This is a genomic window from Nostoc sp. LEGE 12454 (genome assembly GCF_056620565.1).
In genome coordinates this window covers 53,944-68,517 of record NZ_JBWQXL010000030.1, presented here as the reverse complement: position 1 = coordinate 68,517, position 14,574 = coordinate 53,944, and the positions used below count along the sequence as shown (strand labels likewise).

Below are 14,574 nucleotides of genomic sequence, written 5' to 3'. Positions count from 1 at the left end.
GCTCCCCTGCCCCTCTGCTCCCCTGCCTCGCTGCTCTGCTAACCAAGTCATCAACCAGCCGCAAATGCCAATAGCTAACCCCAACAGTGTGACATCTACCTTGGTAACAAAAATCGCCCGCACCAACAATACTATTAAAGAATAAATAATTACAGCAGCAGGTAAACTAATACTTAACCTACGGCGATCGTCGCTGACAGTACGAGGCTGTTGGAAAAGATTGTGATAAATGGTAATGATAGTTGTGGCGATCGTTGCCAGATAAACAGCAATTAAGGGAAATCCTCTTAACTGCCAACCCCAATGCAGATAACTCAGCCCCAGAATATTTACCAGAGGTAATTTACCAGTATGTAAATTGGTAAAAATAGTCCGATTTTTGGAGAGTAAAACAGTTATAGCAGTCAGGGTAGGACAGGCGATCGCAACTACAATCCAATCCACAGGATTTTGCCACAATTTGAAGCTATCCATTGCCCAAAAGTTCACTGGCACTAACAAAAGAGTGGCAATCAGCAATGTCTGAGCCGTCAATCTGAGGTTATTTTGCCTAGTCGCCCAAAAGCTTAATCCCCAAAAACTCAAAGTATAAGCAAATAAAACCCCGTACTGTCCAGCAGCGGGAAACCTCGCCCATTGGCTAGCAGCAAGTACTCCAGAAGATACGACTACCAAGAAAACCCCTAGAAAAAGTAGCCAACGCACACTCAGTTCTGCCCCCAAGGACTGCAACATTGTGCCGATGAAGTTGGGTTTAGCTGGTTTTTGTTGTGGTTGTTTACCGCTACTAGATTGTAAAGCTACTATGGGCAACTGCTGCACGGGGTCGGAAGTTGCAAATACTACCTTTGTTTTGGCTTCAGCCTGGGGTTGCAACACCACCGCACACACCAGAAACTCTCGACATAACTGCCTGACTTGGGCATCAGATATCAAACCTAAACGCAACCATATATCCAGTCCTTCCAATAATTGAGGATGGGAAGATGGCAATCTGATTTCAATTTTTAGCGGGCGCTCAAGGGGCGATGACATAAGCGGCAGCAGTACAAGTATATACTTAAATTATTGTTTAATTAAAGTATATTTTTGCTCTAACTGTGCAACTTATCAGGCTAATTGATATTAATTTTTAACCGACAAGCGAGATCAAATGCCAACTATCTGCTTTTAGTTTCCACTTGCAGTCTCCCAGCCAGTAGATATGCCCGTATCCTTAGTTTAATTAGCTTTTGTTATTTTCCAGAGAAAGTCGTCTACCTGCTGTAGCTTTGAGTTATAAACTTTTTCAACTCCAGCTTTTAAGAAATCAGATGGCTCGAACAAGAACAAAAATATATCACTAAAGCCATCGGTAATCTCTGGTAACTGATTTTTTCCTACAATTTGAAATTGCACTTTTGGATCGATTAAGTTACTAAGTACTTGTAGTGGTGGAATAATGTTATCCTCATCACTAATTAAAAGCGGTTCATTAGCTTGATTAATAATGTGAGCAATTTTAGGATATTCTTGGTATTTTTCAGGGAATTGGTTCCACCAAATCTGCGGTTGAGAGTGAACTATACAAGATACAACTTCGCCCATAATTACCATAAATGCTACAAGTGACCAAAACTTTTTTTGCCCAGCTTTAGTAGAAATAGACGTAATTTTAGTGGTAAATAGGTAAGCAACAGCTAACTGTATCCCTAAAACTGAAGGAAGTGTATATCGACTAGTAGCATATCGCTTTAAAAAGACGAAATCTGTTATCAGTAAGGGAAGCCCTACTGATGCAATCAAGGTTAGAACAAATAACCAAACTTCTTTAGAGGTTCTTCGACACACAATATAAATTGAGTAGCTGCTTAAAGCTAAAAGAATCAAAATAAAAGGAATCAAGACAATCTTAAGTTTTCCAGGCTCGTTTGGAGTAATACCTAAATCAAGAAAGGCACGACTTAAGATCCCAGCCCACCTTGCAGTTGACATAAATACTGTTTGTTTAGTATTCGTCCAAGCTACTGCTTCTGGCTGAGGATTGGTAATAATAATCCAAATCCAAGGTACAAAAGTTATAAAACCTGCAAGCGATGAAAGCAAATAATAAATTAATGTTTTACTCAATCGGAAGCGTTCGATTGTAAGTACATAAATTCCTTGTGCGAAAGCAACCAAGGTAAAAAATAGATGAGTATAAAATCCTACTGCTAATGTTGCTGCATAAATGAACCAATTAACATTTGTTTTCAGGCGCATAGCTCGCAGCAGTGCTACACTCGATATTAAAATGGTTACTATGGCTAAACTGTACGATCGCGCTTCTTGTGCGTACACGATATGAATAGGTGAAACGGCTACCAACCCGATGGCTATCCACCCTACTAGTGAAGACTCAAATAATTCTTGACATAGCCAATAAAGACAAGGAAAGGTAAGCAGACTAATAAATGCTGAAAAACTTCTGATCGCTGCTATAGAATTACCAAAGTATTCTACCCAAAACCGGGTCATCAAGATGTAGAGTGGCAAAATCTGCGAGTCTTCTACAATAACTCCTTTAATTGTATCAATTACATTTTTTTCAGGATTAGGATACTGGTATTTATGTAAATCTTCTATGCCAATCAAACGACCATTACCTAATTGCTTCCTCATTTCTGACTGCGTATAGCCAGATATGCGTAATGAGGAGAAAACTTCATCACCCCAATAAATTTTTTTATCAATATTAACGAAGCGAAAAAATACACCTATTACTAATAGAATTATGATTAAAAAACGTAACCAATATTTATAAATAGTCCATTCCTGTGGTAATTGCTTTTTCATGTAGTTTTCGATCTCCTCAAGACCTTAATCAACCTTGGTAAAAAGGCAACTGATAATTTTTTATTAGCCTGTTACTAATGAAAAAAGCAAACAAATTAGTATCTATGAATAGAAGACTAGACTAACATTAAGATTTATCTAATTTACGAATTAAATACAAGGTCTTATTTTCTGATTAACCACTATCAACTTGTCTATAAACATTTTAATTAAAAGTTTTTTACTCTAAATAATAATTTAAATATTTATTTTGCAGCTTTTTACAACACGTAATTATAGTAAATACAATTATTTATTTGTCATCGTACAGTATAAATTAATCAAGAAATAAAATACTTGTGTGAAAAATAAAAAGATTTAATAAACTTTATATGAAATAACTATAAGCACGACTAGTAGTAGCAAATAGTACAGAAATACTAAGTAACTTTCCTCTGTACCGATTTAATTACGTAGCTTGCTTCTTACTTCCAGTGAGAAACTTCTTAATATCTGTGTTCGAATTTTTACTTAGCCTTTCCCGGACTAAATCGACCATTGTTCCAGCAGTCTAAAATACAGCAAGCAGATACTACGATAAACCGATCAATTTATAGTAATATATTTAAACTGCGATCGCTTCCTTTGGTATGTAGCCATTAAGCGCAAGCAACATATCTCAAGTAAACGGACGAGTGCGAACACCGTCCGATCGATCAAACTATGGAGAATTGAGATGAGCAACAAACACATTGAAGTCAAACAGGTAGCAGGTTTCATCGGTGCCGAAATCAGCGGCGTAGACTTGTCACGTCCTTTGCACGATGATGCAGTCAAAGAAATTCGTCAAGCACTATTGAAGTGGAAAGTCGTGTTCTTTCGCGGTCAAAACATCGATCATGCGGCACAGATTGCATTCACGGCTCGTTTTGGCGAAGTGACTTATGCACATCCCCACGAAGATGAGCCGATTGAAGGCTTCTCAGAAATCTTGCCCATTGACCGCAGCCGTTACGAGCGGCGCAATGGTCTGCGTCGTTCCAGCTACGAGAGCCGTTGGCACACCGATGTCACAGCAGTTGTTAACCCACCTGCGGCGTCAATTTTGCGTGCGGTTAATGTCCCTAGCTTCGGTGGTGACACACAGTGGACAAATTTAGTTGCAGCCTATGAGGGTCTGTCAGCACCCCTACGGGCATTAGCAGACACATTAAAAGCCGAACATCGCTTCAATGCGCGTTTGAATTTACCCAGCAACAGCAAGATTGCCCAGCGCATCGCAGCCAATCCCCTGGTTTCAATCCATCCAGTAGTAAGGGTTCATCCTGAGACTGGTGAACGCGCATTGTACGTCAATCCTGGCTTCACCTCGCACATTATCGACGTATCACGACAAGAGAGCGACTTGCTGCTTGAGTTGTTCTTCAACCAGATTACCAAGCCCGCCTACACCACCCGCTTCCGCTGGAATAACGGTGACATTGCGTTCTGGGACAACCGCGCCACCTCCCATTTGGCTCCTCAAGATTTAGATCATCTGGAAGTCGAGCGCGTTCTCTATCGCACCACCATCACAGGCGATGTTCCAGTTGGGCCCGATGGTTTCCGATCGCAAGTGGTTGAAGGTGAGGCGTTCAACAGCGAACTACCAACCGTATTGAAGAACAAAGCTGAGAAGTTAGAACCAGTATCAGCACTTTCATAAGCTACAGAGTGGTAAACAAGGGCTGCGCTGTTCGTAGCCCAGTTTACCTACTGAAATTTTTCTCGGCAGATTTTTACCGATATAGTTGGTTATAAGTTGGTATCTTTGGTACTATTTTACCTAGCGTCAATTTTATGGAAGAAACCCTTCAAACGCCTTTTCTATGAAAAGAAGACAAATTTTTGGCTTCCTGGGTATAGCGATCGCTGGCTTACTGCTAGCAATTGGTTTACCGTTGGTTCCTCCTTCTCCTGTAATAGCACAGTCGAACACCAACATACTCGTGTCCGCAGCTGCCAGCTTAAAAGAGGCGCTGGAAGAAATTAAGCCTTTGTACCAACAAAGTAAATCAAATATCAATATTAATTATAATTTTGGGGCTTCTGGTGCCTTGCAGCAACAAATTGAGCAAGGTGCGCCAGCAGATATCTTTATTTCTGCTGGCAAAAAGCAAGTGGATGCCTTGGAACAAAAAGGACTGTTGCTACCAGGTAGCCGTACTAACCTAGCAAATAACCGTCTAGTCTTGATTGTGGCTCAGGATGTTGTCGGCATCAATAGCTTCTACAATTTAACAGATAGTAAGATTAAAAAAATTGCGATCGGTGAACCTAGAAGCGTACCCGCCGGTCAATATGGCGAGCAAGTCTTGAAGAAATTGAAACTTTACGATCGCCTCAAGTCGAAATTGGTCTTTGCTAACAATGTGCGTCAAGTTTTAGCAGCAGTAGAAAGTGGTAACGCCGAAGCAGGTTTAGTTTATGCCACTGATGCTAAAATTTCCAATAAGGTAAAAGTCGTAGTTACTGCTGATGATAAATTTCATTCCCCAATTGTCTATCCGGTAGCAATAATTAAAAGCAGTAAAAATACTTCTGCTGCCAAAGAATTTGTCCAGTTTTTATCTGGCAGTGAAGCCAAAACTGTACTCAGAAAATATGGGTTTATTGTGAGTTAAAACAAGGGGCTTACGCCCCTTATCTGATTAATTGAAGTTTAAGAAGCTGTGGACTGTAATTTTTCTAGTCGTCCCAGCACTTCTGAACTGTGAATAGTTGGGTTGACTTTAACAAAAGTCTCGCGCAAGACGCCTTGAGGATCGATGATGAAACTGTGGCGCATAGATAAAAAGCCAAGCCACGAACCGTAAGCTTTACTCACTGAACCATCAGTGTCAGCCAACAGGGGAAATTTTAGTCCTTCTGAATCACAAAATTTGGCGTGGGAATCAATGTCATCAGCACTAACACCAATAATCTGGGTATTTTTTTCGAGATATTGGGGTAAGTCTTGCTGAAAACGACGAGCCTCTATAGTACAACCAGAGGTGAAGTCTTTAGGATAAAAATACAGGACTAGCCATTTACCGCGCAAGTCAGAGAGGGAAATTTTGCCATCACCTGTATTGGTTGGCAAAGTAAACTCAGGTGCGGGTTGATTAATTTCCGGAAGTTTACCACCCATAGCATCAGCAGTAGGGGTAAAATTCAGCCAGCTGATGACAGAAATACAGCTGGCAAATAATATGCTTAAAAAAGTGCGGCGGGAAATCATGGTGTAAACCAGAATCACAACTTTACACAAGTTTACAATTCTTGGTTGCGAGAAATCTTATTCTAAGTGAGATTCGGCAGGGGTATCTATGCTTTCGATATATTGACTATCTAGGAGAAAAGCCCCCCTAGCAAAGCGAATACCCCAATATCCACCGGGTCTGCGGTCAATGACTATACCTTCTTCACCAATATGAATTACATTGGGAGGGCGCAGCATGGGCATAGGTTCAGCAGTTTTGACGTAGGCAGGTAGCGCCACAACACGGACTTTACTACCAATTGCGAATTCTTTGGACATCTTAATCAAGCTAGGAGTTTTGAATTAACTCATAACTCAAAACTAGCTTGAAAGTCTACTAAATTGGGCATTAGGCAAAATACTTTCGTTAGCGGTTTGCTAGGTTTTAGCCCGTGCTGAGTAAATAAATGAGATTCTCCACTCAGAACTCAGCACTCAAAACTCAAAACTCAGCACTCAAAATAGGGAAAGGGAAAGGGGATAAAGTTTTTCCCCTTTCCGCATCTTCTGCAAGAAGCCTGTTAATTTTTAACTATGGAAAACAATACCTGGACATCAGTCAAGGGTAAGTGCCAAAGTAATTCTGGTTGCCAAGTATCTGGGTCAAGCTGGGAGTGACAACCGCGTTGATATGCTTGCCAAAGTCTGTCCCAGGTGAATTGTTGTCGAGAATTTAAGTTTTTATGGATGACTCGCAACAGTCCTAGTCCCAGCATCAAGTTAGTTATGCTAAATTTTGTTCCTAATAAAAATGCCTGTACTTCTGCTTCACCAATGAAGTCTGTGCCATAGCCTGTGATAACGTGAACCCCGTCATGGAGTTGTTTACGGCGGCTACCTATAGTAAAGGGTTTTAAATTGTTTTCATTGAGGAAGTCTGCCCAAGTTCTACCAAAAGTGCCAGTAGGGAGGAAACGCAATTTCTCTATTTCCACAATTTGGGGAACATCCCGCCCCTGCGCTTGTGCGATGCGATCGAGTACATCTAAAACTTGTTCCAGACGAGGAGCGGGATTTGGGGAAGCGGCACAGGGTTGCATCATAATCTATCTATTTTGGGATTGAGATGGGCGAGTATTGCCCACCCCAGAATTATTCTTTTTTGAAAGATGATTATTGAGGATTACCTTGTTGACGGCGTGAAGGAGCATTTTGACGGAATTGCTCTAATTTTTGACGCTGTTCCGGGGTTAAGACTGCTTGAATCTGTTGTTTTTCAGACTCGCGGATTTGTCGCATTTGGGTTTTTTGGGCTTCAGTTAGATTTAAGTCACCAAAACCACCCTTTCCTCGACGTTGACCGGGTTGGCGTTGACCTTGACCTGTTTGCCCCTGAGCCTTACGTGCTTGCCACTCAGCCCGACGTGCTTGTTTCGCTGCCTCTAATTTTGCTTTTTGTTCTGGGGTCAAAACTGCTTCAAATTTGGCGCGGCTATCGCGGCGAATCGTCTGAATTTGGGCTTTTTGGGCATCTGTTAAACCCAACTCTTTCCAAGGGCCTCTTTCTTTTTGTGGAGTTTGTGCAAGTAACAGGGGTGAAGGAGAGGCTGTTTGAGCATGAACAGCAAAGGAGGTTGCAGTTAAAGTGAGAGCGATCGCAGAAGCAACTAGCGATAATGCTTTGAGTTTCATTACTTGTTTGGTGGGTTTTTCCTGGTTGGATGCCACCATCATAAGAACTTATCTTCAACAGTTACATGAGGAGAAAGTCATGGTTATACCCATGACTAAAGTCATGATTGACAATAGATAGTTAAGAGTTAGAAGTTAGGAGTTAGGAGTTATAAATTCTGAAAATTTTGATTATGATGATTTCATAAGTCATTATTTAGCTGATTAACTAACTGTTTTGTTCTTTTAATTCAGTTTTTCTTTCTCACTCAGCGCGAAAAAATTCAGCAGTGAAACCATTTGCTCAATTTTTCGGAATTCTTAACTTCTAATTTCTCACTTATAACTTCTAACTGGAGCAATGCGACTAATGAGTCGTCTAATTGAAATTAAGAAACATCCTTTTCCGTCTCTGCTTTATCTAGAGTGGACATTACTGGCAATCACCGCATTGACAGCTGTTATACCACCTCCGTTACGGCGATTTCGTCCCAAGCCTCCAGAACTATCAATTTGTAGTGCATTTCCAGACTTGTCAGTTTGTAGCATATTGCCAGAACTATCAATTTATAGTCTGATTATTTTTGCGTTAATGGGCTTAAAATTACCCAGAAATAACCAGACAAATAAGGTAATATATACAGCTATTGAATTTTTATTAATTTTAATAGTTGGGCTTTTTGGGGAAAGATTTTCTCGCCTTTTCCCTTTTCTCTATATAATTTTAGTGACTCGCAGTTGTCTGATTTTTCAGTTAAATGGGCGCTTGTTTGTTACAGCTTTGTCATTTGCCTTATTTTTAGTTACTACACAACTAAAATATCAGTTATTCAATTTTCAAGCATCGCCGCAGGCACAAGAGCGATATCGATTTTTGATTTTGAATTCGTCGCTAGTATTTGGCTTAAGTTTGGTTTTTGTGTTGTTGATGATGAATGCAGTTTTGTCGGAACGGCAAAGTCGAGAAAAGCTAGCTCTTGCTAACGACAAACTCCGTCAGTATGCCATGCAAATTGAAAATCAAGCTACCTTAGAAGAACGTAACCGCATTGCTCGTGAAATTCATGATTCATTAGGACATTCTCTGACTGCTTTAAATCTGCAATTAGAAACTGCTTTAAAACTATGGCAATCTAATCCAGGTAGGGCTGAAACATTTCTCGCAACTGCAAAGGAATTAGGTTCAAAAGCACTAAAAGATGTCCGTCAATCTGTTTCTACTATGCGTTCTAACCCCTTACAAGAACAATCTTTAGAAGATGCGATCGCTAGTCTTTCAGAAAATTTTCATCGCTTTAATGGGATATTACCAATTTATCAAATCAATCTGGAATATTCTCTGCCACCTGAAATAAATACTGCTATTTACCGGATTACTCAAGAATCTTTAACTAATATATCTAAATATGCCTATGCTACAGAGGTAAAATTGGAACTTACTACGAATAAAAGCAATTTGCGATTGATAATTCAGGATAATGGTAAAGGTTTTGACGTAGAGCAAAATACTACTGGTTTTGGACTTCATAGTATGCGCGATCGCACTTTAGCACTTGGGGGTCAGTTTAATATTAATAGTACTCTTGGCTCTGGTTGCAAAATTACAGTTAATATTCCATTAACATGGTTAACATAATGATTAAAGTATTGCTGGTAGATGACCAAAGTTTAATTCGTCAAGGATTAAGAGCATTATTGGAATTAGAACCAGATTTAGAAATAGTTGGAGAAGCAGAAAACGGCGAACAAGCGATTAATTTTGTTGCAGAATTTCAGCCAGATGTAATCTTGCTAGATATCAGAATGCCGATTATGGATGGAGTTGCAGCCACAAAGGAGATTCAAAAACGTTTTGCCAAAACTAAAATTTTAGTACTAACGACTTTTGATGATGATGAATATGTGTCAGCAGCTTTAAAAAATGGGGCTATGGGTTATTTATTGAAAGATACACCATCAGAAGAATTAGCTGTTGCTATTCGTGCCGTTCATAAAGGATATACTCACTTAGGCCCTGGTATAGTTAAAAAGCTGTTGACTAAGTTTTCTCATGCTGCGCCAACCCAGTCACCACCTGTACCATCTAGTTTAGCTGAACTCACTCCCAGAGAAAAAGAGGTTTTGCGATTAATTGCTACAGGCGCTAGTAACCGAGAAATTGCTCACGGACTCTACATTTCTGAGGGGACAGTAAAAAATCATGTTACGAATATTTTAAACAGGTTGAATTTGCGCGATCGCACTCAAGCGGCGATTTGGGCAAATACATATTTATCGTATTTGAACGATCCAATTTAAATAATTCGTAATTCTTTACTGAACTACTTATATAAATGAAAAAATCATAACTTACATATTAATAAAGTAGACAAGAAATGATTGAATAAATTACAAAAAAGCAGGCGATCGCTCATCACTTTAAGTTTACCGATCGTTAATCTTAAAGCTAAAATTCTATGGTGGACATTTACATATTACAATTGTAATATCTAGATTAGTCTTGATTAGGCTTAATTGTTTTATGGAAGTGATTTTGGGTGATATCACAAAGTTAGAAGTTGATGCGATCGTCAATGCTGCAAATACTAGTCTGCTTGGGGGTAGTGGCGTAGATGGAGCGATACACAAGGCATCTGGATCGCGCCTAATTGATGAGTGTAGGTCGCTTGGAGGATGTAATATTGGCGATGCTAAACTAACCAAAGGATATCGCTTACCTGCAAGCTTCATCATTCATACCGTAGGCCCAGTATGGCGAGGAGGTAATCACGGAGAACCAGAACTTCTAGCTCAGTGTTACTATAAATGTATGCAAATTGCCGCAGATAAAGAGTTTAATAGTTTGGCATTTCCTTGCATTAGTACTGGCATTTATAAATATCCTAAAGCTTTAGCGGCTGAGGTAGCAGTGAAAATATGCGATGAACAGCTACAAAAGAATGGTCGTCCACAAAGAATAATTTTTTGCTGCTACGATCCAGAAAACTATGAGATATATGCGAATATTTTAGGAATTACGCATTGACATAAATAAATAAATATTCATTAGATAAATTACTTTTAAACCGCAGATGCACAGAAAATGATACTTGCTTGGGAAAGTTTTCCGACTTGAGCAAAGTGTCTGTGGCACAAATAGAAAGAACGAGATTTTTCGAGTTCCTTTGAAAGGGACACTCTAAAAATAATTTTTTTGATAGCTTATTTAAATAATTCCAAACATTCATTTCTTAAAACGTTTTTTGCGACTTTTATTTTCCTAAATGACTTATCGATTACCTCTTCGCAAGATATATTAATTTGTGATTGATTTACTGAAATTAAATCTTGAATTGAAGCACCATATACAATCTCTGATAAACCACTCCAAACACAAGCAGTTGCACACATTGGACAAGGTTCGCCAGTTGTATATATGCTATAGCCTTCTAAAGAGGGGTTTTTCAGTTTAGCTGTTAAACTACGAATAGCATTGATTTCTGCATGAGCTGATGGATCGTTGTCTTTCCTCACAGTATTATGAGCTACGGCAACGACTTCGTTCTCTTTAACAATCACTGCACCGTAGGGTGCATCGCCTTTTTTTGCTTCTGCCAATGCTAAATGCATAAAAGATTCTGGGTTCATATAAGCTGAGGTTAACATAAGGATAATGGTTAATAATATCGTATTTCTAATGTTATAACTGGGAATTAAGATGTATTAATGGTCGAATATGTTACTGAGCAGACAAGAAACAGAATTTTACTTAGAAGACCTAGAAACACCAATAGGTAAAGCGATAAATTTAACCCTTGCCTCTTTGGTGCTAATATCATCAGGAATTTTTGTGGCAGAAACATATAATATTCCTGATTATATGCGGTTTCAGTTAAATGTAGCTGATACTGCGATCGTCATCATCTTCGCTGTGGAATATTTGCTTCGCCTGTGGAGTGCGGAAAACAAAATTAAGTATATTTTTAGCTTTTATTCGATTATTGACTTAATGGCGATTCTGCCGTTTTTTCTAGGTATGGTAGATATTAGCTTTATCCGCCTATTACGATGGTTTCGGATTTTACGATTAATTAGATTTATAGATAGAAAGTTTTTATTCGCTAGTATCAGCAGTGAAGATGGAATGATTTTTGCGCGAATATTATTTACATTATTTGCAATTGTTTTTATTTACTCTGGCTTAATTTATCAAGTCGAGCATCCGGTTAATCCAGAAAATTACGGTACATTTTTGGATGCATTTTACTTCTCTGTTGTCACAATGACAACTGTAGGATTTGGTGATGTTATTCCAATTTCGGAATTAGGGCGCTTGCTAACAGTATTGATGATTTTTACCGGAATCGCACTGATTCCTTGGCAAGTGGGGGATTTAATTAAACAAGTGGTGAAAACTGCTAATCAGGTAGAAATAGTTTGTTCAGGTTGTGGTTTAGCTTTCCATGATGTAAATGCTGGATTTTGTCAGAGATGCGGGACTAAGTTACCTAGTCGCAGGATTGATTAAACATCTGGTTAAATTAAATATGCATTATCCATAATCCTTGGAGAGATGTAGCAGTGCTACATCTCTCCATTCTTTTTAACTCTTATAGGATATCTCCCTTGATGTTCAGTTTAGGGTGTCGTCTGCGGTGGATTAGTGGAATTAGGAAATGGAAGGATTGGTACGATTACAGGCTTTGCTTTTGCGCCTTGCAGTTGAATTTGGGCTTGATTGCGGCCGTCTATTGCTTGTTGGTAATTAGGCTTGTATTTTATTGCTCGATCGTAAGAAGCGATCGCATCTTGATATCGTTTTAAATTTAATAGAGCATTGCCTCTACTATACCAGCTTTCGGAATGGTCTACTTTATAACGAACTGCCTTATTATAAGACGCGATCGCATCTTCGTATTTCTGCAATATGTATTGTGAATTCCCCAAATTATACCAAAGTTGATAGTTATTTTGCTTAATTGTCGCCGCTTTACTATAAGCCTTTATTGCTTCTTCATAGCGTTGGTTTTGATGCAGCGACCATCCCAAATTATACCATGCTTGATAGCTTCTGGGGTTGTATTTAATTACTTGATTAAAAGATTCAATCGCTTCTGGATAACGCTGTAAATTCAGTAATATATTACCTCTAGATAACCAAGCTTGGTAATAATTTGGCTGATATTGCACCGATTTATCATAAGCTGCAAATGCATCTTGATAGCGTTTTAAATTAACTAATGCATTCCCTAAATTATACCAGGCTTGCTCGTAATCTGGTTTTAAATCAACGACTTTTTGATAGGCTGCGATCGCTTCTTCATATTGCCTAGAATTCTGCAAAGCTAATCCTTTTTTATACCAAGCTTCGTAATTATCTGGTTTGAGTTCAATTGCCTTTTCATAAGACTTAATTGCCTGGTCATATTGGTTTAAATTACTGAAAGCTTCACCCCTAGCATTCCAGACTTCTGAGTTGTCATTCTTTAATTCTAAGGCTTTGTCAAAAGAGGCGATCGCTTCTTGATATCGCTGTAAATTTCCTAAGACAGTACCACGTCCAATCCAAGCATCTAAATAATCTGGCTGAATTTGAATTGCTTTGTCATACGCCACTAATGCGTCTTTGTATTTTCTTAATTTATTTAGCGTTTTACCTTGACCATTCCAAGCTTGAGCATAATCTGGTCTAAGATTAACGGCTTTTTCATATACTTCTAGCGCGTCTGGATAGCGTTGCAAATCAAAAAATGTATTTCCTTGTTTAGATAATTCTATAGCATTATTTGAATTAATGTAATTCCAAATAAATATTGATGCTACTCCGCCAACAGCAAAGAAAAATATTGTTAGTAAAATTTTACCTAAAATACCTTTTTTTGGTTCAGGTTTGTTGATATTTTTTGGTGAAGAAGGAGGAGTTAACGCTATTGTCTGAACAGGTGGTTGTCTTAACTCTTTCAGCGCTTGTAATGCCACCGTTGCCGAAGGATAGCGTTGCCGAAAGTCGTAGCACACCATTCTATCTAAGAATTGAGAAAATTCTGGTGTTACCGTGGCTTTATCGTGCCAGATAATTTCATTAGTATCAGCATCTTTTACTATTTCTTCTGGTGATAATCCAGTGAGAGCTTGAATAGCAATTATTCCCGCAGCATAGATATCACTGCTTAATTTTGGCGTACCATGAGCTTGTTCGCCAGGAATATATCCAGGCGTACCGATAGCTACTGTTGCTAAAGTTTGACCTTGGGGAGTAATAACTTGAGTTGCAATTTGTTTAACTGCACCAAAATCAATTAAAATTAGTTTGCCATCTGGTTGGCGTCTCAGAATATTGTGGGGATTGACATCACGATGAATTACATTCTGTTGATGGACAAATTCTAAGATTGTCAAAAGTTCTTGTAAAAGTGAAATGACTTCTTCTTGACTGAGGATTTTACCTGATGTTAATTCTTTACTCAGGTCATGACCTTCGATCAATTCCTGTACAAGATAGAATTCGGCATTTTCCTCAAAGTAAGCTAAAAGTTGGGGAATGCGATCGTGAGTTCCTAATTTATACAGAACTTGTGCTTCCGTATCAAATAAACGCCTAGCTGTTTCCAAAGTTACCGGATCGCTTGCTTGGGGTTTGAGTTTCTTAACAACACATAGAGGTGAACCAGGTAATTGGGTATCGCAAGCCACAAAAGTTTCACCAAAACCCCCACCTCCCAAGTTACTAATAATTTGGTATCTTCCTACAAGTGTGTTTCCTAGCATCTTGTTTGCCTAGTTAAGTGCAATGCGATCTGATTTCAATCTTGCCACAGGTTAAGAAGGAGTGATGGAGTGAAGGAGTGGGGAGCAGAGGGGCAGAGGGGCAGAGGAGCAGAGGAGCAGAAATAGAAAACTAATAACTAACG

The 14,574-nt window shown here is 39.0% G+C and carries 13 protein-coding genes and 1 pseudogene; 6 read left to right on the top strand and 8 right to left on the bottom strand.

Translation table 11 applies throughout. From position 1 onward, the window contains the following. Both AC1F2U_RS24740 and AC1F2U_RS24735 read right to left on the bottom strand, forming a co-directional pair. Window positions 1–1,035: pseudogene (locus AC1F2U_RS24740) on the bottom strand (DUF2157 domain-containing protein); the annotation flags it as partial. Between the two features lie 186 nt (window positions 1,036–1,221). Then, window positions 1,222–2,814, bottom strand: a complete 1,593-nt coding sequence (locus AC1F2U_RS24735; RefSeq protein WP_480263488.1) for a glycosyltransferase family 39 protein — start codon at window positions 2,812–2,814, stop codon at window positions 1,222–1,224. 715 nt (window positions 2,815–3,529) lie between these two features. Here AC1F2U_RS24735 and AC1F2U_RS24730 point away from each other — a divergent pair. Together AC1F2U_RS24730 and modA are read left to right on the top strand one after the other, a co-directional pair. Then, a complete protein-coding gene (locus AC1F2U_RS24730) occupies window positions 3,530–4,498 on the top strand; it encodes a TauD/TfdA dioxygenase family protein (protein WP_322688311.1) in 969 nt (322 codons plus the stop codon). A gap of 163 nt (window positions 4,499–4,661) precedes the next feature. Then, the gene (gene modA / locus AC1F2U_RS24725) at window positions 4,662–5,456 is read left to right on the top strand and encodes a molybdate ABC transporter substrate-binding protein (protein ID WP_480263487.1); all 795 of its coding nucleotides are present in this window, start codon (window positions 4,662–4,664) and stop codon (window positions 5,454–5,456) included. 38 nt (window positions 5,457–5,494) lie between these two features. Here modA and AC1F2U_RS24720 read toward each other — a convergent pair whose 3' ends face one another. The 4 genes from AC1F2U_RS24720 to AC1F2U_RS24705 form a co-directional block, all read right to left on the bottom strand. Beyond that, window positions 5,495–6,052, bottom strand: a complete 558-nt coding sequence (locus AC1F2U_RS24720; RefSeq protein ID WP_480263492.1) for a peroxiredoxin — start codon at window positions 6,050–6,052, stop codon at window positions 5,495–5,497. Window positions 6,053–6,109: 57 nt separating this feature from the next. After that, the gene (sipA, locus tag AC1F2U_RS24715; protein ID WP_480263486.1) at window positions 6,110–6,352 is read right to left on the bottom strand and encodes a regulatory protein SipA; all 243 of its coding nucleotides are present in this window, start codon (window positions 6,350–6,352) and stop codon (window positions 6,110–6,112) included. Between the two features lie 242 nt (window positions 6,353–6,594). Next, window positions 6,595–7,116 (bottom strand): Coq4 family protein, encoded by a 522-nt coding sequence (locus AC1F2U_RS24710; protein WP_480263485.1) that lies wholly within the window; start codon window positions 7,114–7,116, stop codon window positions 6,595–6,597. 70 nt (window positions 7,117–7,186) lie between these two features. Beyond that, window positions 7,187–7,705 carry a Spy/CpxP family protein refolding chaperone gene (locus AC1F2U_RS24705; RefSeq protein ID WP_334901080.1) on the bottom strand — a complete coding sequence of 173 codons (519 nt, stop codon included), beginning with the start codon at window positions 7,703–7,705 and terminating at the stop codon, window positions 7,187–7,189. A 349-nt stretch (window positions 7,706–8,054) separates the two neighbouring features. Between AC1F2U_RS24705 and AC1F2U_RS24700 the strand changes: the two genes are divergently transcribed. The 3 genes from AC1F2U_RS24700 to AC1F2U_RS24690 all read left to right on the top strand — a co-directional run bounded on the left by AC1F2U_RS24700 (window position 8,055) and on the right by AC1F2U_RS24690 (window position 10,709). Next, window positions 8,055–9,320 (top strand): sensor histidine kinase, encoded by a 1,266-nt coding sequence (locus tag AC1F2U_RS24700; protein WP_480263484.1) that lies wholly within the window; start codon window positions 8,055–8,057, stop codon window positions 9,318–9,320. Continuing rightward, on the top strand, window positions 9,320–9,982 hold the full coding sequence (locus AC1F2U_RS24695; protein WP_480263483.1) for a response regulator: 663 nt from the start codon (window positions 9,320–9,322) through the stop codon (window positions 9,980–9,982). The genes AC1F2U_RS24700 and AC1F2U_RS24695 overlap by 1 nt, the downstream gene beginning before the upstream one ends. A 223-nt stretch (window positions 9,983–10,205) precedes the next feature. Then, the gene (locus tag AC1F2U_RS24690) at window positions 10,206–10,709 is read left to right on the top strand and encodes an O-acetyl-ADP-ribose deacetylase (protein ID WP_480263482.1); all 504 of its coding nucleotides are present in this window, start codon (window positions 10,206–10,208) and stop codon (window positions 10,707–10,709) included. Between the two features lie 176 nt (window positions 10,710–10,885). Here AC1F2U_RS24690 and AC1F2U_RS24685 read toward each other — a convergent pair whose 3' ends face one another. Beyond that, window positions 10,886–11,311 (bottom strand): nucleoside deaminase, encoded by a 426-nt coding sequence (locus AC1F2U_RS24685; RefSeq protein WP_480263481.1) that lies wholly within the window; start codon window positions 11,309–11,311, stop codon window positions 10,886–10,888. A gap of 88 nt (window positions 11,312–11,399) precedes the next feature. Between AC1F2U_RS24685 and AC1F2U_RS24680 the strand changes: the two genes are divergently transcribed. After that, window positions 11,400–12,191: an ion transporter gene (locus AC1F2U_RS24680; protein ID WP_334844704.1), complete on the top strand. Its 792-nt coding sequence runs from the start codon at window positions 11,400–11,402 to the stop codon at window positions 12,189–12,191. A gap of 110 nt (window positions 12,192–12,301) precedes the next feature. Here AC1F2U_RS24680 and AC1F2U_RS24675 read toward each other — a convergent pair whose 3' ends face one another. After that, a complete protein-coding gene (locus tag AC1F2U_RS24675; RefSeq protein WP_480263480.1) occupies window positions 12,302–14,431 on the bottom strand; it encodes a tetratricopeptide repeat protein in 2,130 nt (709 codons plus the stop codon). Window positions 14,432–14,574: the final 143 nt, after the last annotated feature.